Below are 20,215 nucleotides of genomic sequence, written 5' to 3'. Positions count from 1 at the left end.
CATTATAATGCCGTGTTGTTTGAGGATGACGAAGGTTTGCGCTTGTTCACCGAGCTTAGACAAACAGGTATCATCACCAGCGACAGCAAACCTCCCGCAATCGAGAGTGTACCGTAACTGGTATGGGCAACCACCATACCGGATAAAGCGCCGCCCGATGCTCCCGCTAAAGCAATCAAGACATCCACCGTTCCCTGCGTTCTGGCGCGGGCGGAAGGATGGGTAGCATCTATGATGAGCGCCGTTCCGCTGATGAAGCCAAGGTTCCAACCCAGCCCCAGCAGAGCCAGCGCCGTTATGATCAGCGCCATGGATTCGGCAGGAGCCACAGCGGCTAGAATCCCGGAGCTCAGAAGCACGGCTCCGGAAGCGATTGACATGCTGATGCGGCCGATTTTGTCCACGAGGAAACCTGTGATTAACGAAGGCAGGTACATTGCTCCGATATGAATGCCTATCACCAAACCGACCGCACTCAGATCATGGCCGTGATGTTTCATATGGACGGGCGTCATGGTCATGATTGAGACCATAACCACCTGAGTCAATATCATCACGCAGGCTCCAACCATGATTCCCCGTTTGTTTCGTTCTGATCCGTTTACCGTTCCGGCCGAAGAATCACCGGAAATATTAATGTTAGCTTCCTCAATCGCTTGGGCAATCGCATAGGGATCCGGACGCAGGAATACTAGCAGTATCAGGCCTGCCAGAATAAAAGCCACGGCCGCCAACATAAACGGTCCTGCCAATCCAGGAATCCCGAAGGATTCCGCAACGTTCCCCATAACCCCCACCAGATTCGGACCTGCAACGGCACCGAAGGTGGTGGCAACCATCGCCATGCTGACCGCTCCTGCCCGCTGTGAAGGTTTAGCCAAATCCGTGCCTGCATAACGAGCTTGCATATTCGTTGCGGTACCTGCACCGTATATCAACAACGAAGCGAACAGCAGATAAATATTTTGATAAACGGCAGCCAATATGACTCCGATCGCGGCAATACCGCCCGCCAGGAATCCGGCAGCCAAACCCGGCCCTCTCCCGTATCGCTGGGTAAGCCTGCCAATATACCAAGCACCCAGTGCGGAACCGACCGTGATAAGAGCAACAGGGATTCCTGCATATCCGTCCGTCTTGAGCATATCCTGTGCCAAAAGCGCACCGACCGTCAATCCTGCGGCCAGACCAGCCCCACCGAATATTTGCGAGAGGATCACAACGATGAGGGTCTTCTTATACAGCTTGTTTTGCAAGTCGGGCGAATCTATGTAAGATTGAATATGAGACAGCCGCTTTGTGTTGGCTTCAGTAATATCCTGTTCATGGGACATGGACATTCTCCTTTCATGTGCTACCAAACAGAATACCATAGACTATCTTACAGTAAGAAGAAATTTTCATTTCGCTTCCTCATACAGGATTTGCTAACTAAACGGCAATCTGCCGTACGTTGACCCAAAACACGGACAGCCTATCATCAGAGCTTCGCAATGCTCCGGCCTGCCTGTCTCCCCGTGAACAGGCAGGCTCCCAGAAATGTTCCTTCCAATGCACGGTATCCATGAACGCCTCCCCCTCCGAATCCCGCTGCTTCTCCAGCCGCGTAGAGTCCGGGAACCGGCTCGCCGTTTGCATTCAGTACCCGCCCGGATAGATCCGTCTGCAGCCCGCCCAACGTTTTTCGGCTAAGAATATGTAAGCGTACCGCGATCAAAGGACCATGGGCCGGATCAAGAAATTTATGCGGTTTGGCTACGCGTATCAGCCGATCGCCGATGTAATTCCTTGCTCCCCGAAGCGCCGTAATCTGCAGATCCTTGGTGAATGCATGATCCATCTCGCGGTCTCTTGCGGCCAACTGACGCTCAATGTCCACCCGCTTGATCAGATCGCTGCCTGTCAGTTTATTCATGCCGTCCACTAGCTCGGGCAGGGAATCGGCAACAACAAAATCCTCCCCATGATCCAGGAATGCTTGCACCGGCCCCGGGATACCCGAACCTGCTCTGCCTAACACTTTGCGGATGCTCTTTCCGGTCAAATCCGGGTTTTGCTCTGATCCGGACAAGGCGAATTCCTTCTCTATCACTTTTCTGGTGAGAATGAACCAGGAATAATCAAAGCCTGTATCCTGAATGGCTTTCAGGGCTCCCAGCGTATCGAAGCCCGGGAAATTCGGGGCAGAGAGCCTTTGCCCTTTGGCATCAAGCCAAACAGAAGAAGGACCCGGCAGTATCCGGATGCCGTGCTGTGACCACACCGGGCTCCAATTCTTAACCCCTTCCGTGTAGTGCCACATCCGGTCTCTATTGACGACCCGGCCGCCTGCTTGCTCCGTAATTCCCAGCATCCGTCCATCCACATGTGAGGGAACGCCAGAGAGCATCGATTGGGGAGGCTTCCCGAGCCGAGACGGCCAATGCTGTCGGATCAGCTCATGGTTGGCGCCGATTCCTCCGCTGGAGACAACGACGGCCTCTGCAAAAAATTCATAGTCGCCGACCACTTCCCGCGTGCTTGCTTCGCCACGACAAGCAGAACTCGAAGCAAGGACTGAACCCCTTACGCCTGTCACAGCACCATCCCGCGTAATAAGTTCATCCACTTGGTGACGGGAGCGATAATCAACCATTCCTGAACGTATGGCGTCTCTGACCCTGGACTCGAATGGTTGTACGACTCCAGGACCTGTGCCCCACACAATATGAAAGCGTGGCACGGAATTGCCATGACCCTCCGCGAGATATCCGCCGCGTTCGGCCCAGCCTACAACCGGAAAGAACCGAACCCCTAACGAATGAAGCCATGCCCGCTTCTCGCCGGCCGCAAAATCGACATAGGCCTCTGCCCATTTCCGCCCCCATCGATCCTCGTCATCCTCCCGATCGAAACCAGCGGCTCCCAGCCAGTCCTGCCACGCCAGTTCACGGGAATCCTTGATGCCCAGTCTTCGCTGTTCCGGCGAATCAACAAGGAATAACCCGCCAAAAGACCACCATGCCTGCCCGCCCAGCGAACTTTCCGGTTCCTGATCAAGCAGCAGCACCCGCTTGCCGGCCTCGGCCATCTCCGCGGTTGCCACCAGACCGGATAAGCCTGCTCCCACCACGATTACGTCATATTTCATGTGTGCCACCCCCATTTTTTTCAGATATAAACATGTAAAACTTTCAACACTCTCGCAATATCATGACTGGTTGTGTAAACATGATATTCTCCGATTTGTAAGCGTTTCCCTCTTGCTTGAAATTGAAATCGTGGAACCTCATATTGCCGGATTCATATAGTGTATGCCTTCCCTGTGCCACAAACATGTTTAACACCAAAATAAAAGTGAACCCCGAGTGGATAAGGGTTCACTTTTTTTGTCAGCGTATCTGTATTTCGTTCCAATGTACTAAACGATGCTCATGCTTCGTCATCCATCGTCCTCACACCTGCATAAGCTTTATCCTGTTCGTTCCTCCGCCTCCGCAGCCAGTTTGAGGAGCTGATCCCTCACTCGTACAACTTCACCGATGATCAGAAGTGCCGGATTCTTCACGTTCATAAGAAGGGCAATCTTGTGGATGGTTCCGAGCGTTCCCGTGATGGTTCGCTCCTCTGCCCGTGTCCCCTGTTCAACGATAGCAACGGGAGTTAACGGCGGCTTGCCATGAGCGAGCATCTCCTTGCAGATGTCGTCCATTCTGCTGACGCCCATGTACACCACAAGCGTATCCACACTGTGAGCCAGCAAGTCCCACTTCACGCTTCGTTCGTTTCCATGGCAGCTTGTTCCGCTGACAAAAGCTACCGAAGTGCTGGCTCCACGGTGGGTCAGAGGTATCCCTGTGGAGGAGGCTGCGCCCAAAGCCGAGGTAACGCCGGGCACGATCTCGAAGAGAATGCCTCGCGCAGCCAATTCGCACGCCTCTTCGCCACCTCGTCCGAAGATCAGCGGATCGCCTCCCTTGAGCCTTACGACATGATGACCGGTACGGGCATAAGTCACCATGTTCTCGTTAATTTTCTCCTGCGGAATGGAATGGCTGCCGGGTGCCTTACCGCAGAATACGAGCAAAGCATCCTTCTTCGCGTAACTCAACAGCTCATCGTTTACCAGTCGATCGTACATAATGACGTCCGCTTCCTGAATACGCCGGAGGGCTTTCAACGTAATCAGCTCCGGATCTCCCGGACCTGCGCCAACAATATACACCATGCCCGGCCTCATCGTCTTTTATCGACCGGAACCGCCGTCTCCTCCATAATCCTGAGTCCATGCTGGGTCTTCGCTATCGGTTTAACCTCGCTGCACTTTCCGAATCCATATTGGGATAAGTACAACATCGCCCCGGTAAATACCGCTCCGCCAATAAAATTACCTATGAGAACGGGGATTTGGTTCCAGAGCCACCAATCGGCCATGCTGACATCCGCCCCGAGCATCATGCCCGCCGGAATCACAAACATATTAACCACGGCATGCTCGAATCCTTGACCGAAGAAGATCAGGATGGGCAGCCACATCGCAACGATTTTTCCTATCGTTGAGCTTGACGTAAACGCCATGACAACGCCTAACGTCACCATCCAGTTGCAGAGCATAGCCTTGATCATCACCAGCTGCATGCCGTTCATGCCCAGCTCCTTATAGCCGAGTGTCTTCGTCTCGCTCGTGTCGATGATCATCTGAATAAGCGGATGGCTCATATCCGTCCCCATCTTGGTCACGGTAAGAGCATAGAGCCCCCCATAAATCAGACAGCCTATCACATGTCCGAGAATAACCCATCCGTAATTCGCAAGCATGGAAGCACTTGAAGCCTTCTTTTGCAGGACGGCTAATGGCAAGAGTGCAAAGCTTCCAGTTACCAACTCTAAGCCCAGCAGTACAATCATCACAAAGCCAACCGGAAATAGGAGTGCGCCCACCATCGGGATATTCGTTTGGTTTGAAGCGGTAAAAGCTAGCCTGGTGGCACACGCCAGGATGGCGCCTGACAACAAGCCGCGGATGAGCATCTGCGAAGTCTTCAGCCGGGCTTTCGCAGCACCGGCCTCGATCATGTCATTCATTACCTGATTCGGTTTCACATAATCCATATCGTGCACCCTCTCTTATGCGTTAAGCCGTACGATCCTGCAGGTAAATCGCGCCGCTCACCGGGTCAACTTCTACCTGATAGGTGTTTACATTGCCCGTATCCGGCTCTTGAACCTGCCCGCTGCATAAGTCGATCTTCCAATCATGCAGCGGACAATGCACCTGCTTCCCGCACACCATTCCCTCCGAAAGCTTGCCTCCTTTATGCGGGCACTTGTTCTCCACGGCCAGAATATCCCCATCCGATAAACGGAACAGCGCGATTTCCGTTCCACCGACCTCAAGGGTCCTTGAGCCCATATGATCAATTTCGCTCACATATCCTACATGAAGTTTCGTCATTTTTGGATTCCCCCTATTTCGTCACAGGTTCAGCATCAGGCAAAGGCACGAAGTTTTTACGAAGCCCGCTGTCCGACGTAATTTCCTTCCACGGATCCTTCTGCTTGCTTAAAGCCAGCTTTATTCTCGAGAAGAGCGCGACGCGGTCCTCCTTCTTCTCTAATGCTTTTTTCACATGGTCCAAGCTTACTCGCTCGATCCAAACCGATGTCCGCTCATTCCACTGCGCGTTTTCCCGATAGTATTGGATAAATGCCCCGGCCCATTCGAGCACCTCATCTTCCGTCTTCACGATGCATAATAACTCCGTTGCCCGAACATGAACGCCTCCATTACCGCCGACGTGCAGTTCCCATCCGCCATCAATCGCTACGACTCCAAAATCCTTGATGGTCGCTTCTGCACAATTTCTAGGACATCCGGAAACCGCGAGTTTCACTTTAGCCGGGGTGCACAGCCGCTCAAACTCTTTCTCCAAGCGCACACCCAGGCCTATGGAATCCTGGGTGCCGAATCGGCAAAACGTGGACCCCACGCAAGTTTTAACGATACGGAGGGCTTTACCGTAAGCATAACCGGAAGGCATATCCAGCTCCTCCCACATCTTCGGCAGATCCTCCTTCTTAACGCCAAGCAAGTCGATCCGTTGTCCGCCTGTAATCTTAACCATCGGGACATCGAATTTTTCCGCAATCTCTGCAATTTTCTTTAACTGCGAAGGCGACGTCACCCCGCCATATATTCTGGGAACAACGGAATAGGTGCCATCCTTCTGAAGGTTGGCATGGTATCGCTCGTTCGTGAAGCGGGATTCCTTCTCATCCACGTAGGATTCCGGAAACAGCATACCCAAATAGTAGTTCAAGGATGGCCGGCATTTAGAACATCCCTCCGGATTGTCCCATCCCAGCACATTCATCACTTCTTTGACGGTTCCAAGTCCAAGACGGGTTATCTCGCTGATAATTTCATCCCGTCCTAGCGATGTACACCCGCATATCCCTTCTTTCACGGGCTTCCCTGCTGCATCTCCGGCGTATAACTGAACCAGTCCCTCAACGAGCGGTTTGCAGCCGCCGCAGGATCCCGATGCTTTTGTACAAGCTTTAACGGAAGCAACGGTGTTGCAATTTTTCGTAAGAATGGCATCTTTTATCGCTTCTTTCGATACGCCGTTACAGCCGCAAATGATCTCATCATCCGCCAACTGAGCCAGCCGCTGTTCCGTCGATACGGTACCGGCATGACCCGTGAAGCCTAACTGAAACTCCTTCTCTCGGCCCTTGATTGACTCGCCGCTTTTCATAAGTGAGAACAGCTTTGGTCCATCCCCCGTATCACCGAACATAACGGCTCCGATAAGCCGGTCTTCGCGGATCACGATTTTTTTGTATACTCCTTCAACTTCATCTTGATATCGCATCGATCTTGTTCCTTCCGGGTCTGAAAAATGACCTGCCGAGAACACATCCACGCCGGATACCTTTAGTTTCGTTGACGTTACGGAACCGGCGTATCCACTCGTCTCCACACCCGCCAGATGCTTGGCAAGAACTGCTCCCTGTTCGTATAGTGGTGACACAAGACCATAAGCGATTCCGCGATGCTCAGCGCATTCGCCCACCGCATAGATACCGGGGATATTCGTCTCCATATAGTCGTTAACCATGATTCCGCGATGCACTTCAACCCCTGAGGACTGTGCCAAGGAAACGTTCGGCTTAATCCCGACGGCCATCACGATCAGATCGGTATCGACACGGCTCCCGTCCGTAAAATGGAGTGCCTTCACCCGCTTCCGCCCTGAGATGGATTCCGAATTTTTACTCAGTAGAAATTTCATTCCTTGGGTTTCAAGTTCACGCTGCAGCATTCTGGCCGCCGTTTCGTCCAATTGTCGTGCCGCGGCAAACGAGGCGCACGTGACCTGACTTACGAGGAAGCGCTGCAGGCTGCAGAATCGATTCTCGGATTGCAGGCAACCCCTGCACAGATCGGTGCCTTTTTCATTGCGGAACGCATCAAAATGGAAAGTGTGGAAGAATTGGAGGCATTCGTTAAGGTTGGCCGTGAATATGCGGACCGTTCGTTTGTACATGAGGATGTAGACTGCGCAGGACCTTATGATGGCAGAAAGTCCTCCTTTTTCTCTACGTTAGCCACCTCGTTTGTGCTGGCTGCTGCTGATCTGCCTGTCACTCTGCACGGGACTGCATCACTGCCCCCGAAATGGGGGATCACATTGTCGGATATACTCGCGGCCAAGGGAATAACCGGACCGTTACTGGCAAAGGAATCATCCATCCGCGCTGCCCGTCAATCGGGCGTATTATATGTGCATGCTGAAGACTGGTGTCCCCCGCTTAAGCATCTTCGCCCGATCCGGGAGGAGCTGGGTATGCGGACCGTACTCAACACGGCCGAAAAGTTTGTGAATTACTCCCATTCCCCGTTCCTTACCTTCGGTGTGTACCATAACACGGTCTTTGACCGTTTAAGCCGGTTAATCACGAAACTCGGATATCGGAAGGCGATCATCATTCAGGGCTGTGAAGGCTCGGATGAACTGTTCATTCACCGGCCCTCGCGGACTTACCGAGTTGAGAACGGTGAAGCCAACCTCCAGATCATCGATCCAGAAACGTATGGACTCGATACGCCCGTCCCCGACATAAGCTGGACCCCCTCCGAACAAGCTAACGTTACCGAGCAGGTTCTACAGGGTAAGGCTGACATCGCATGTATCTATCAGGTTCTGCTGAATGGAGCTGTTCGCTTACACTTGGCGGATAAGGTAAGATCCGTCGAGGAAGGGATCTATACTTGCAAAGCTCTGCTAGACTCGGGTAAACCGTGGGAGCTGTATGGGAAGTGGCTGAGCTTGCTTTTGGAACCCATCCCGAATGATGGTTGGACCCTGCCAACCGTCAGACATGTTTCGCATTGAACAGAAGAAACCCGCACCGGGCAAGCGGTGCGGGTTTCTTTTTCGTTACCTATTATACCCCAAATCCAAATCCGAAAGCAGAAAGGATGATGACCAGGAGAATAAAGAGAACCAGTACTGCTCCAACAGATGATCCGTATCCTCCGCCACCGTATCCAGCAACTTCACCCATTGTTCCAACCTCCTTTACTTTTCCGAACACAACATCCTATGCTCGTCATATCGAAGAGCGTAGACTCTAGAGGAAAAAATAAAAACAGACAGGAAATGGGTCAACATGAATCCGGATTCTTAAGGCGAAATCTTATTTTGTAATCATTTTCTTGGCATAGTTCAGTACATCCGATTTGGCGCTCTCCGCCCAAATGCTGTACCGAATCTGCTGCTCTTCATCCACCCAATCCAAGTGATCCCTTCCCTTGGAGTCGGCTGTGTAGACACATTCCACTCCGTTAATGACAATATTTTCCTTTTTCTCGTTCGGTTTCTCATATGGCACAGGCGTTCCGCCCAGCGGCAGTTCAGGAACAATATAACTCGCTATGACTTTAAGATTTACTTTTCCCTTATCAAAATTCAGGATCGCCACGGATGCTTCATTCGCCTTCATGATGTCAGAGTATACGAACTTCTCGCCGTTTGCGGCCTTCTCCTTCAATTCCTGGTCCAGCTTCTCGTACAAGTCTGACGTTCTTTCAGGACTCTTTAAGTACAAAATCGCGTTCTGTAATGAATAACTCTTCGGCAAGCCAGCAGGAATGGTTAGCGTTGGAGCGTTCATGGCCTTCGCCTTTGCCACATAGTCCGCATACTTGGTATAGGCAAAACCTTTAGACGTAAAATAGATTTCATCTAGGCGGTTATATTCCTGGTCCGCAACATAATAGGCAACCATCTGTCCTGCCTTAAGTTTGTCACTCAACTCGTTGATACGATCATCAAACGAAACGGATGTATTCTCCGGTATGGCAGAAGAAACCGCTGCTGTCATCTGTGGAACAGATGTACTTGTATTACTTGCTGCGTAAACATTCGCGGATCCGACCATCATCGTTGCTGCGAGAAATAATGCGACTTTCATTTTGTTTTTCATCATGATAAAATGTGTGCTCCTTTCGGCGGTAAGGCCTTTAAAGTTATTTTTTAAATACATCTCGTATAACACCTTGCCGACAACAAAAGGGACATTTATCCAAAAAAAGTAGAAATCTTTTTATTCCGAAACAAGACCGGCTGCAATCTTTGCAAATTCATCCTTGGACAGCGGATCCTTTGGATCATCCGTAATTATATACAGTACCTCTTCACTGTCGCTTAGCCAAGTCAAGCTGCGCGATGGGCTTGTTGGACTGGCTGACAAAATCATTTCTTTCCCTTTCACCGTCAATTTTACGGCTTGGTTTGTGGGCACCCCAGCTTTTGAGCCCTTCTCTCGTGCAAAGGCTACAATCTTGATCCGATTTTCGCCTTTACGATATTCCATTCCTGTAGAGGTAATATCGGACCAAGGAACAATCTTATAGAACAGTCCCTGTTCTTCATCCGACTTCTCAGCCTGCGCCCTGAGTTCATCCACAAGAATTTTATACTCCGGCGTATTCCATACGGGCGTGTTCCTTATTTGAATCTGTCCAAAATCAAATCGATACCCATCCGGTACATAATCAGGTTCTTGAAGCACAGGAGCACCCTTCTCCTCGATTTCTTTTGCGAGTTCCTGATAATTTGAATGCTTAGTCAACATATAAAAATAATTCAATGGCTGCTCTTTGACCAGTGGTGTCATATGCAGGTCCTTGATGTAATATACGGCCTGTTCTCCCGGCTTTAACTTCTTTCTCAACTCTTCTTCCGACTCTTTTACACGTTTGGCATTATATTCCGATTCAGAGTATTTCCATGGCTTCATGGTAGACAGAATGACTTCGCCTTCCTTGTTCTTGATCTGAATAAAGTATTGGCTTGCGTAAACGCTAATTGACGAAAGAATCAAAACCGCAGTGAGTGTCGCTGCAATAAAGGTTTTTTTACGATTCCCGTAATTTCTCCCCTGTTTACTCTGGTGGATTTGCCTCACCTTGTGCATGATGGCGGGGGTCACGTCCACCTCTTCTTCCACGGAGTGCAATTCCATGCTTCTCAGAATTCGATCTTGCTCCGGCTTTCCCGAATCTCGCATAACTCCGTCCCCTCCTTCTCCTGAATCAGCTTGATGACTTTCTGTTTCATTCGAGCATACTTTTTCTTCACTGCACTGAGATTCTTATCCAGAATCTGCGCAATCTCCGTGAATGGTTTATCTTCAAATACCCGCAGCACGAGTAGATTACGCTCTTCCACCGAGAGCTTGGTCATGGCATATTCCAGCGGTTCGCTGAACCATCTGCGCTCGAGTGTCTGTTCCACGCTATCAGCATAACCCGCTGGTTTGATTAGACGGCTCACTCGCATGCGAACCTGTCTCTTGCGAAGCAGATTAAGGCAATGGTGATAGGCAATCTTGTATAACCATGATGAGAACGAAACCTTCGCTTCATAGGTATGAAGCTTGGTAAACGCTTTGATGAAGATATCCTGGACGGCATCCTGCGCGTCCTGCTTGCAGCCGAGCATCCGGCAGCAATAGATGTAGATCTGTTTTTTGTACGTTTCAACGATAGGCTCGAAACAATCCACCTCACCGGCCTTAACGCGTCTCACGCACTCCTCTATCGAATCCAATTCGAAGACGCACCTCCGCGTAAATCTTATTTACGTTTATATAACACCTCTTCTCCCAAAAAAGGGACACCCGTACAGAAAATAAAAAAACAACTCATACCACAAGTATGAATTGTTTTGATGCAATGTCGATCTTTTTCTGTTATCAGTCACGAGATCTCCGAACGTCTTGATTATCCCTCATCTCGCTTATATACCTGAGGGCATATACTCCTGCCATAAAATATATTTTTAATTATATATCTTATCATCTAAGATGAAATCACAGAAATCAATGGATAAGGATGAAGAGGTCTCGGTCCATAATGCAGTACAAATAAAAGGAGGCTATACGCAATGTCCAACAACCAGGAGAATCACAAGGGACTAGAAGAGCAGGAAGGTCGCATCATTAGACAAACGATTTCCGATATGGAATCTGCATTTAATCAACATGACGCCGATGACTTGGATCGTCACTTTACTCAAGACTCCACTTGGGTCAATGTTATGGGGGAGATGCTCTCAGGCTGGGAGCAAATAAATAACGCACATAACGTTGTTTTAAAGGGGCCGCTTCTTCATTCATACGCAAAGTATTTCGTTGAGAAGCTTGTATTCTTACGCCAGGATGTGGCCATCGCGCATATACGACAGTATCCGGCTACATCGAAGGGGGAACTCATCGAAGACGGACAAGGAAGCCTGGCAATCTATGTGATGGTCAAGGACCATGACACATGGCTCCTTGCTGCGGGTCAGAATACTTTAATCCATTCGCACCGTAATGGATGATCCCAATAAGATTGAGTCTATCATCCAAGCAGCTTAAACATTATTTCCCATGTTAAAACCCGGGTTCCCGATCATAGGATCGGGGACCTGGGCATCATCTATTTTTAAATATCGGCTTATACAGCCAAACTGTTCCTTAGCTCGTGAAAACAGCATTCACCAACTTATGAGCTCTTTACTAATTTTCTATGCCATTGATGAGTCAAACTGAAAGATCAACTTCTCATTGTCGTCCCTCATAGCAACAAATTCTTGCACGCGAGAGTTCGAAACCTTGTTGTTCAGCGTCTTTCTCCAGAATGCCTGAGCCCGCTTATTACGATCCGTGACATTCGTCTGGATTTCCCAGCTGCCGACATGCTTGTCGAACACTTGTGATGCAGCATTCTCTGCAACATGTATTCCACGGAAGGGTTTCATAACAAAAAACTCATTCATGTAAAATTCACTGCCATATGTATATGGCGGGGTTGCTACCAGAGCAAATCCTGCCGGGATGCCATCCACTCGAATCAGGTAAGGAAACAAAATCGAGGGCTTCTCCCACCATATATCAAATACTTGGATCTGGTCATTCAAGGTTCGTGTGTCATCATCCTCATAGACGCCATATCGATTCGGCTTCCATCCCCATATCCCTGATAAATCATGCAAATATAGCGGATATATATTATTAATGATAAATTTGGTGGAAGTATCGGTTAACTCCACGGTAACTTTCATAGGTTCTCCTCCGTCCTAGACATAATGCAAACCCTTGAAATACTGCATTTTGCTATCTATAAAACCTTCATCAAAGTCGCCAATCCCAACAAACTCCGAATCTTGAAAACATAGTCCAAAGAGCCATAGCTGCCGAATGGCAACAAAAACAGGAACAGCAGCAAGATCATTTTCACTGAGAGATCTGACACTATCATATCCTCTCAGAAAGGCGTCCCATAATTCTTCCAGTTCCTCCGGGTCATGCCCGCTATGTATTTCTCTGGCCAGCCTAAACTCGGCAATATCGTAAGCTCTCCAGCCGTAACCGCTTAAATCAAAATCATAATGGGTCAGCTTTCCGTCCTCTGCAAATGCGGCATTCGTATTGCCATGCAAATCTCCGTGGCATACGCCCCAATCCAATCCTTTAATCTCGAGTTCCGAGATTCGTTTCTTTAGTTCCGCTGCCAATTCACCTAGGTAGTTGTAATCCGTCAACCGATGCTCCATATAGGGTCCGATGATGGATAGAGGCCTATCTATAAGAAACTCCATATCCAACTGTTCCCTTGCATGACGACTTTCAAAATGCGCTGCCGCCTTATGCATATGGCCAATGGATTCACCGAATCGGTAGCTGTCCGCTGGGGCGAGAATCGGCCTTTCGTGCCCTTCCGCATATTGAAATAGGACCCCGTATCGTATTCCTTCCATGACGTCAAACCCTCTAAGGTATGCGCCGTCTTTTCCCGGAATTGGCTCTGACACGCTGATCCCGTTCGCACCGAGAAATCGCAGCAATTCCAACTCAAACTCGATGTCAGAAAGTCTTCTTCGATCAGCCCTATAGATTCGGAAGATATACTTATCAACATCCGTTTCTACTTCGTATGTATCGTTCATGCCCCGCAGAAAATACTGAATTTTCACAACGGAACCGATCTCATAATTGTGTTGGATATGTAACCCTACCGCTTGTTTAGATAGAAGCGAGTAAGTGACAGGAAATAATCTCAACCCAAATCCCTCCTTGTACTCAAGGGTATCATCCTCGACAAACTCTTACATATAGGCTGTATGATTATAACTGTTTTTTATATAAACCGCGGTACGTCGTAATCACAAAAAAAGCAATAAGCGCTGTCTTCTTTCAGACAGGCTTACTGCTTAAAATCATTTAGTCTTCAATCATGATTTGCTTGTAAATCCCATAAGCTCTTTCACATGCAGAGTATTTTCCAAAGATGTCAGCTTTTCCAGCAAAGTGAAAGCCACATCAAAAGCCGTTGCCGGGTTACATGAAGTGATCAGGTTCCCATCGACAACGATCTGTTCTTCCACGACATGGGCACCGAATTCCCGCAGCTGCGATTTTCTAATGCTGGTTGGGTGATCATAAGTCGTGGCTTTACGTCCCTCCAGCAAGCCGGCTTTGCCAAGCGTAAGGGCTGCAACGCAAATTGTAGCTATCCACTTGCCTTGCGCATGAAATTCCTGAATGATCTTGGAGAACCTGGAGTCGTATGCATCGTTATAAAAACCCGCTTCCTCGAACCCGCCAGGAATCGCCAGCGCATCGTAATCATCCACCTTAACCGAGTCCAGCGTGACCTCAGGAATGACGGTAAAGTTCCATGTGCATTTCAACCGGTCATGCAGTCCCGCAGTCACAACCTGAGTGGTCCCGTCACCCTCCAGCTTGTTCCACCCCAGTACATCAGTAAATACACTCGCTTCAACAGCTTCAAATCCATCCGCCAACAGCAAAAGCACTTTCTTCATAAGCCAACCTCTCCCGTCCTTGTTGCACTATATGATCTTAAGAGAAATCCCGATCTATCGGATTGTGTTCTATCTTAATCTATACTTCTCTCTAAATTCAACTGAAAAACAAATAAATAACAAAAAGAAGCAGCCCGATGACTGCCTCTTTTTATTCAATAACCAACCTGCATAATTGAATGAATGTATTCTGCTTACTTCGAAAGAATTAAATAACAATCTCCTGTCCATAATAACCCTGTTTGAATAAATATTAAAGGAGCGAATAAGATTGGGAATTTTAAGCGGCAATCCTAAAAACGAACCCATGCATTATGGGGAAATATTTAGCGTATGGACAGCATCCACGTTGGCAAAAGGCATGGTGTCCTGTTACGAGGCTTATTTGAATCATGCAGGCGATAAAGATCTCAAAAAAATCCTCCATGATCTGTTGGATCAAGCTAAACTTGAGATTAAAGAATGTGATGAATTGCTTACCGAAAACGGAATCGCCCCTGCACCGGTACTTCCCGAAAGACCCCCGGTCAAACTTGAGGATATTCCGGCGGGCGCAAGATTCACGGATCCGGAAATTGCGGCCAAAATCGCTGCTGATACATCGCTCGGACTGGTAGCATGCAGTCAAGTTATGGGACAATCCATCCGGGAGGATATTGGCGCGTTATTTGCTAAATATCATCTCACCATGACTGCGCTAGGTGTACGTATCCTTCAGATGAACAAGGAAAAAGGCTGGCTCATTCCGCCACCGCTTCAAATCAAGAGACCTGAAGGAGAATAGTATAATTAAGCAGAAAAAACACTCTGATCTGATAAGGCCCAGGGTGTTTTTGCTGTTCTGTTCTATTCATCTCGTTTGTATCTTTTATATATTAAAATTCTATCGCTTCAAAATTTTCGTTTTCGATCTGTCTATTACCATACGATTCCTCCTGAATAGAATGTAAGTTCTTCTGTCTTGATATTCTTACTCGTTAGCGCCGTGAATACAGCCCACAACAAGCGATCGCTTAGCCGCTCAGACAGTTGGCATCTTAATCTGCTCAGACGCTAACCCTTTTTCTATACAACAAAAGAGGCCAGCTTGCTCTTCTTTTGTTTTTTACTCAATCCTAACCTTATCGATGATTCCATGTTCCGACGAGTGCTGTTGGGGGAGCGGGTTAATGGCTGCCTGATGCCAGCCGATGAGAAACATGCCTAGAATAACTAGGATGCCGCCGCACCATTGCTCCCATCCTGCGGATTCTTTTAATACGAGGACCGATAACAACAAAGCCGTAAAAGGCATCATACCAGAAAAAGCGGCAGCTGTGGATACATGGCAGCGCTTGATACCGGCATACCACAGCATAAAGGCCAAGGCCGTCACGATTGGTCCATACCAAAAAAGCGCAAGCCATTCCTGCAACTCTAATGCTGCCAGTGAAGCCAGCGAATTCTCGAACCATGCGGGTATCAGGCATAACATCAAGGCGATCACCGAGACCAGTGTCGTCTGGACCATAGGATGAATGGCTTTGTTTTGTGAAGCCGTGCGCTGCATCGAACCGATGCGGGACAGCAGGTTAAAGCCGGATTCACTACATGCCGCGCAGAGCACAAGCAGGTTACCGTACAGATGTTGTACCTCGAATGCATGGCCCGGCGTGAGTATTCCTTGTATGATCATAATGCCTGTCACCGTGCTAAGAATGCCTGCCAGCTTCATGCCGTTCACCGATTCCTTCAGGAACCCAAATGCCAGCATGACAGTAAAGGCGGGTGTTGCGCCTGTTAGAATTCCCGCTTCTGCCGTGCTGGTATGAAGAAGGCCCTGCAGCAGCAGCATCCGAAACAGAAACATCCCGAGTAACGCCTGAAAGAACAGAAGCCTCCACTCCCGAAATGTTAATTGTCGAACCGTCCTCACCAGCTCCTTCCTACATAGAGGAAGCATACATAGCAAAGCCAATAACAAGCTGGCCGCTGTGATCGTAAACGTCCCTAATTTCCCGTTCAAAAACCATGCCGTGATGACCGAAGTCCCTGCAAGCGTGAACGCCCCGCATAAATAAAACATCCCTTTCCATCGTTCCAATAAGATCACATCCTCCAGATATCACAGATCGATAGCGACTGAATCTATGCTACAATCATAGGGAAAAGACTGGTATGGTTACAGATCCAGTTAAACGTGAAATTATGCAGACCAGTTGGAGGACGAGCCTCATGTGGGGAATCACACTGCACCGAAGCAGTGAAGTATCGCTTAAACGGCAAATTTATTTAGCTATAAGGGAAAGGATTGTTCAAGGAATCTTGCAGCCAGGAGAAGCCATGCCCTCATCCCGTCAATTAGCAATAGAACTCAAGGTATCTCGTAACACGGTCAATGAAGCGTTTGACATGTTGAACGTCGAAGGCTACGTCGTTAGCCGACAAGGGGCTCCGACACGAGTTGCGAAAGGCATTGTACTGGATAACCTGGCTGAGGTAGATCCGCCGCCGCGGAAAAAAGCCCCTCCTGATTTTGCAGTGGATTTCCGGACAGGACAACCTGAACTCCGGCTATTCCCACGGTACGTATGGCAGCAAATTTCAATGAAAACACTCAGCGATATGAGCCCCACTCTGCTAGGTTATACAGGTCCTCAGGGCCTGCCCGCACTTCGTGACGAAATTTCATTGTGGCTTTATCGCAGCAAAGGCCTCAAGGTTGATGCTCAAGATATATTCATAACGGCAGGTGCCACACATGCACTGAATATCCTTGCGGACTTACTCTATCATGAAAATCAGGATATATGGTTTGAAGATCCCTGCAACATCGAGATGCTGCAGACGTTTATAAACAAAGGGTATCGAATTCATCATGTACCCGTGGATGAGCACGGGATTCAGACCGAGCACTTGAACGACAAGCCTGGATGTCCTGTGTACGTGACACCCTCTCACCAATTTCCGCTTGGAGGGATTCTGCCGGCGGATCGTCGTGCTGCGCTCATCCGCTACGCCAGAAAAAACGGCAGCTATATCATCGAGGACGATTATGATAGCGAGTACCGATACAGTGGGGATTCGATCGCACCTTTATATGCCATGGATCCCAATAGGGTCATTTATGTTGGCACCTTCAGCAAAGTGCTGTTCCCGGCCCTGCGGATCGGGTACGCGATTGTACCCCGTAAGCTTCAACAGCGCTGGGGCATCTGCGTACCCATACCGATGTGCAGAATCCCCCTTTTGAGCAAGCTGCCTTAGCCGAGTTTTTACACACCCGGAAATTTGACAGGCATATCGGGAAAATGCGCAAGATCTACGGCGAACGGAGACAGGTCCTGTTATCTTCGCTGCATGAGTTTTTCGGAGATACTTGGCGTTCCTGGGGAGATGCAGCCGGCCTGCATCTGACTGTTGAATTTCCCGGGGCGATCTTTGACGAGGCTTTCAGGCAGAAAACCCGGCAAGACCGGATACGCATCACGCCGCTGGACTACCATTCTATTCAAAAAAGAACCCATGCAAACAAGTTATTGTTTGGCTACGGTCACCTGGAACCTGCTGAAATCCGCAGTGGAATCTCACTGCTGCAGGCTTATTTGAAGAAACAAGGGTACCTATAACAACCTCAAGATTCCTTCAAACTTCCATCCAAACAGTGAAGGCTGCCATCAGGCAGCCTTTTAATGCTTAAGTCACTGTTCTGTTCTCCATGCATCCATTCCTATTTAATGTTTATCGTTGGCTTCGTGCTTGCCAGCTGTTTCGCAGCTTCTTCCGCTTCCTGAAAGGCCTGTGCGAGGATATCATCTCGATCCAAGATCGCATTTCCCTGCGCCCGGATGATCTGATAATCGATGATCCCCATAAAATTAAACATAGACTTAAGGTATTTATGCGAGTATTCCACCTCGGCATACCAGTCATGATTCGTGTAAATGGCATCACTGGCCTGAATGACCAGCAAACTGCGGCCATCGGTTAGCAAACCTTCCGATCCATTCTCCGTATATTGAAATGTCTCGCGTGCAATCAGGATGTTGTCGATATAATCTTTAAGCTTGGAAGGAATGTTGAAATTGTGCATCGGCATGACGATAACATACTTCCGTGCTGCCTTAAACTGCTGCAGGATGGCGGACATGCGGTCCGTTATCTGTTGCTCCTCTTCGTTAAGCGGCTCCTCTCTTCCCTGTTTGCTCCATAGCTCTAGAACCATATGATCGATGGCAGGTATAGAATCACGGTATAAATCAATTTGTTCTATAGCTCCTGCTGGATTCCATTTCGTGTACGCCTCCAAAAAATGCTGAAGCACCCGCAAGCTGACAGATGTTGCTGACTCCACCTTCGGATGTGCGTTGAGAATGAGCATGTTCTCCATCTGATATCTCTCCTTTTTCATCTATTTCATAATGTAGACAAACAAGGCGATCCAATTGTGACATCAACTTATGATTTTATGCATAAATCGAAGGCCGCGATGGAAATAATATCTAAAAGTTAAAATCCATCAAAAAAAGGACCACATCTGCGGTCCTTATCGTATTTTAGCATACCTGCTCTTGCTGCGTGCTTTTGTCGGATGCCAGTTTCACTTTTTAACACTTTATACTTACCATAAGGTTACGTGGTATGCACTAAGATTTCGCCTAAAGCATCAAGGAATCCTTGATTTTCTTCCGCCGTCCCTACGGAAATCCGAATATGCCTAGGCAGTCCCCAACCTTTGGCGGACCTGACGATAATCCCCCGCTCCAGCAGCTTGTGGTATATAATGTCTGCATGTTCTCCAAGCTCCGCCAGAATGAAATTGCTCATGCTCTCGTAGTAAGGAATCGCTAACCGACTCAGTCCCTCATAGATTTGCTGTCTGCCTTGTTCATTCATCCGGCATGATGCCTGGACGTGCTCCCCATCTCCAAGTGCGGCCAATGCCGCCGCTTGTGCCAGCGCATTGACATTAAAGGGCTCCTTAACCTGAAGCAATGTGCGGATGATGCTTTCCGAAGCAGCGCCATAGCCGACGCGAATACCCGCAAGACCGTAGATTTTGGAGAAGGTGTTCAGGGTGATGACCGGATATCCCAGCTTGATGAAATCGATCCCGTCCGAGTAATCAGGGGCTGTCGCGTAATGACGATATGCTGTATCGATTACAACCAGCACGCGAGTTGGAAGACGGTCCAGAAGATTTTTCATTTCAAGTTCGGGAATGTAGGTGCCTGTTGGATTATTGGGAGTACATAGATACACGATTTTGGTTCGTTCCGTAACCACGGACAATATATCCTCCGCAGAGAAGGCATATTGCTCACGCAGCGGTACCCTAATGACCGTACCAGACATAAGAAAAGCACCAAACTCATATTCGCTGAATGTCGGATCAGGAACGATAATCTCGTCACCAGGCTCCAGGTACGCCCGAGAAATCAGCATGATCAGCTCATCGCCGCCGTTTGTCACAATGAATTGATTCGCTGCCAACCCCAAGTGCTCGCCAAGCGCTTGTGTAAGACCTGATGAACGCTCGTCGGGATAACGGTGTAAATCAGGCAGCTGCTCCTGAATGGCTTGCAATGCTTTAGGCGAGGGACCGAGTGAATTTTCATTGGAAGCTAATTTGATGACGCGATCCAAGCCGTATTCCTGCTGCACTTCCCAGATTGGCTTACCTGCCGTGTAAGGCTTCAACCGTCCTAATGCCTGCCGCGGTGTTATTTGCAACTCTTTATCTTCCCCTGCTTGATTCAATATGTTCTCCCTCCGTTGCCGTGTATTTATGTGTATTTATCTTCTACACTTCACCATCGAGATGCCGAAGTTACATCATATTATAACGGTAAAGTTCAAATAAATCGCTACGA

The 20,215-nt window shown here is 48.7% G+C and carries 20 protein-coding genes and 1 pseudogene; 5 read left to right on the top strand and 16 right to left on the bottom strand.

Translation table 11 applies throughout. From position 1 onward, the window contains the following. Positions 1-2: 2 nt before the first annotated feature. The 6 genes and pseudogenes from AB4124_RS23940 to nirB form a co-directional block, all read right to left on the bottom strand. Positions 3-1,334, bottom strand: coding sequence for an MFS transporter (locus tag AB4124_RS23940; protein ID WP_441974411.1), 1,332 nt, complete (start codon positions 1,332-1,334; stop codon positions 3-5). A gap of 146 nt (positions 1,335-1,480) precedes the next feature. After that, entirely contained in the window at positions 1,481-3,130 is a 1,650-nt protein-coding gene (locus tag AB4124_RS23935) for an FAD-binding dehydrogenase (protein WP_441974410.1), read from the bottom strand. 321 nt (positions 3,131-3,451) lie between these two features. Beyond that, on the bottom strand, positions 3,452-4,207 hold the full coding sequence (cobA, locus tag AB4124_RS23930) for a uroporphyrinogen-III C-methyltransferase (protein WP_441974409.1): 756 nt from the start codon (positions 4,205-4,207) through the stop codon (positions 3,452-3,454). An 8-nt stretch (positions 4,208-4,215) separates the two neighbouring features. Next, positions 4,216-5,091, bottom strand: coding sequence for a formate/nitrite transporter family protein (locus AB4124_RS23925; protein WP_441974408.1), 876 nt, complete (start codon positions 5,089-5,091; stop codon positions 4,216-4,218). 22 nt (positions 5,092-5,113) lie between these two features. Beyond that, on the bottom strand, positions 5,114-5,434 hold the full coding sequence (nirD, locus tag AB4124_RS23920) for a nitrite reductase small subunit NirD (RefSeq protein ID WP_441974407.1): 321 nt from the start codon (positions 5,432-5,434) through the stop codon (positions 5,114-5,116). Between the two features lie 13 nt (positions 5,435-5,447). Continuing rightward, a pseudogene (gene nirB / locus AB4124_RS23915) lies at positions 5,448-7,334 on the bottom strand (nitrite reductase large subunit NirB); the annotation flags it as partial. Here nirB and AB4124_RS23910 point away from each other — a divergent pair. Next, a complete protein-coding gene (locus tag AB4124_RS23910; protein WP_441974406.1) occupies positions 7,281-8,381 on the top strand; it encodes an anthranilate phosphoribosyltransferase in 1,101 nt (366 codons plus the stop codon). The pseudogene nirB and the gene AB4124_RS23910 sit on opposite strands and share 54 nt — an antisense overlap. Before the next feature lie 52 nt (positions 8,382-8,433). On the opposite strand, the gene AB4124_RS23905 is transcribed toward AB4124_RS23910, so the two are convergent. From AB4124_RS23905 to AB4124_RS23890, 4 genes are all read right to left on the bottom strand, one after another. Further along, complete coding sequence (locus AB4124_RS23905; RefSeq protein WP_256720830.1) at positions 8,434-8,553, bottom strand: YjcZ family sporulation protein; 120 nt, start codon at positions 8,551-8,553, stop codon at positions 8,434-8,436. Positions 8,554-8,685: 132 nt separating this feature from the next. Next, the gene (locus AB4124_RS23900) at positions 8,686-9,477 is read right to left on the bottom strand and encodes a hypothetical protein (protein WP_441974405.1); all 792 of its coding nucleotides are present in this window, start codon (positions 9,475-9,477) and stop codon (positions 8,686-8,688) included. A 117-nt stretch (positions 9,478-9,594) separates the two neighbouring features. Next, complete coding sequence (locus AB4124_RS23895; RefSeq protein ID WP_441974404.1) at positions 9,595-10,560, bottom strand: hypothetical protein; 966 nt, start codon at positions 10,558-10,560, stop codon at positions 9,595-9,597. Beyond that, on the bottom strand, positions 10,521-11,081 hold the full coding sequence (locus AB4124_RS23890) for an RNA polymerase sigma factor (protein WP_256720828.1): 561 nt from the start codon (positions 11,079-11,081) through the stop codon (positions 10,521-10,523). Before AB4124_RS23890 ends, AB4124_RS23895 begins: the two co-directional genes overlap by 40 nt. Before the next feature lie 357 nt (positions 11,082-11,438). Between AB4124_RS23890 and AB4124_RS23885 the strand changes: the two genes are divergently transcribed. Further along, entirely contained in the window at positions 11,439-11,876 is a 438-nt protein-coding gene (locus tag AB4124_RS23885; protein ID WP_441974403.1) for an SgcJ/EcaC family oxidoreductase, read from the top strand. 186 nt (positions 11,877-12,062) lie between these two features. On the opposite strand, the gene AB4124_RS23880 is transcribed toward AB4124_RS23885, so the two are convergent. From AB4124_RS23880 to AB4124_RS23870, 3 genes are all read right to left on the bottom strand, one after another. Continuing rightward, positions 12,063-12,599 carry a GNAT family N-acetyltransferase gene (locus AB4124_RS23880; protein ID WP_441974402.1) on the bottom strand — a complete coding sequence of 179 codons (537 nt, stop codon included), beginning with the start codon at positions 12,597-12,599 and terminating at the stop codon, positions 12,063-12,065. Between the two features lie 15 nt (positions 12,600-12,614). Beyond that, the gene (locus tag AB4124_RS23875) at positions 12,615-13,598 is read right to left on the bottom strand and encodes a phosphotransferase (protein ID WP_441974401.1); all 984 of its coding nucleotides are present in this window, start codon (positions 13,596-13,598) and stop codon (positions 12,615-12,617) included. Between the two features lie 171 nt (positions 13,599-13,769). Continuing rightward, complete coding sequence (locus AB4124_RS23870; protein WP_441974400.1) at positions 13,770-14,363, bottom strand: DJ-1/PfpI family protein; 594 nt, start codon at positions 14,361-14,363, stop codon at positions 13,770-13,772. 271 nt (positions 14,364-14,634) lie between these two features. Here AB4124_RS23870 and AB4124_RS23865 point away from each other — a divergent pair, with 271 nt between their 5' ends. After that, entirely contained in the window at positions 14,635-15,147 is a 513-nt protein-coding gene (locus AB4124_RS23865; RefSeq protein WP_441974399.1) for a DUF3231 family protein, read from the top strand. Between the two features lie 321 nt (positions 15,148-15,468). Here the strand turns inward: AB4124_RS23865 and AB4124_RS23860 are convergent, their stop codons facing one another. After that, positions 15,469-16,455: a DMT family transporter gene (locus AB4124_RS23860; RefSeq protein ID WP_441974398.1), complete on the bottom strand. Its 987-nt coding sequence runs from the start codon at positions 16,453-16,455 to the stop codon at positions 15,469-15,471. Positions 16,456-16,577: 122 nt separating this feature from the next. Here AB4124_RS23860 and pdxR point away from each other — a divergent pair, with 122 nt between their 5' ends. Both pdxR and AB4124_RS23850 read left to right on the top strand, forming a co-directional pair. Beyond that, positions 16,578-17,609 carry a MocR-like pyridoxine biosynthesis transcription factor PdxR gene (pdxR, locus tag AB4124_RS23855; protein ID WP_441974397.1) on the top strand — a complete coding sequence of 344 codons (1,032 nt, stop codon included), beginning with the start codon at positions 16,578-16,580 and terminating at the stop codon, positions 17,607-17,609. 44 nt (positions 17,610-17,653) lie between these two features. Next, complete coding sequence (locus tag AB4124_RS23850) at positions 17,654-17,971, top strand: hypothetical protein (protein ID WP_441974396.1); 318 nt, start codon at positions 17,654-17,656, stop codon at positions 17,969-17,971. Between the two features lie 101 nt (positions 17,972-18,072). On the opposite strand, the gene AB4124_RS23845 is transcribed toward AB4124_RS23850, so the two are convergent. Next, positions 18,073-18,732: an FMN-dependent NADH-azoreductase gene (locus AB4124_RS23845; RefSeq protein WP_441974395.1), complete on the bottom strand. Its 660-nt coding sequence runs from the start codon at positions 18,730-18,732 to the stop codon at positions 18,073-18,075. A 242-nt stretch (positions 18,733-18,974) separates the two neighbouring features. Beyond that, positions 18,975-20,102: a histidinol-phosphate transaminase gene (hisC, locus tag AB4124_RS23840; protein ID WP_441974394.1), complete on the bottom strand. Its 1,128-nt coding sequence runs from the start codon at positions 20,100-20,102 to the stop codon at positions 18,975-18,977. Positions 20,103-20,215 lie beyond the last annotated feature (113 nt).

The sequence above is a fragment of the Paenibacillus sp. 2KB_20 genome, from assembly GCF_052115765.1.
Lineage (GTDB): Bacteria > Bacillota > Bacilli > Paenibacillales > Paenibacillaceae > Paenibacillus_AQ.
This window is presented reverse-complemented; position numbering and strand designations above follow the sequence as displayed.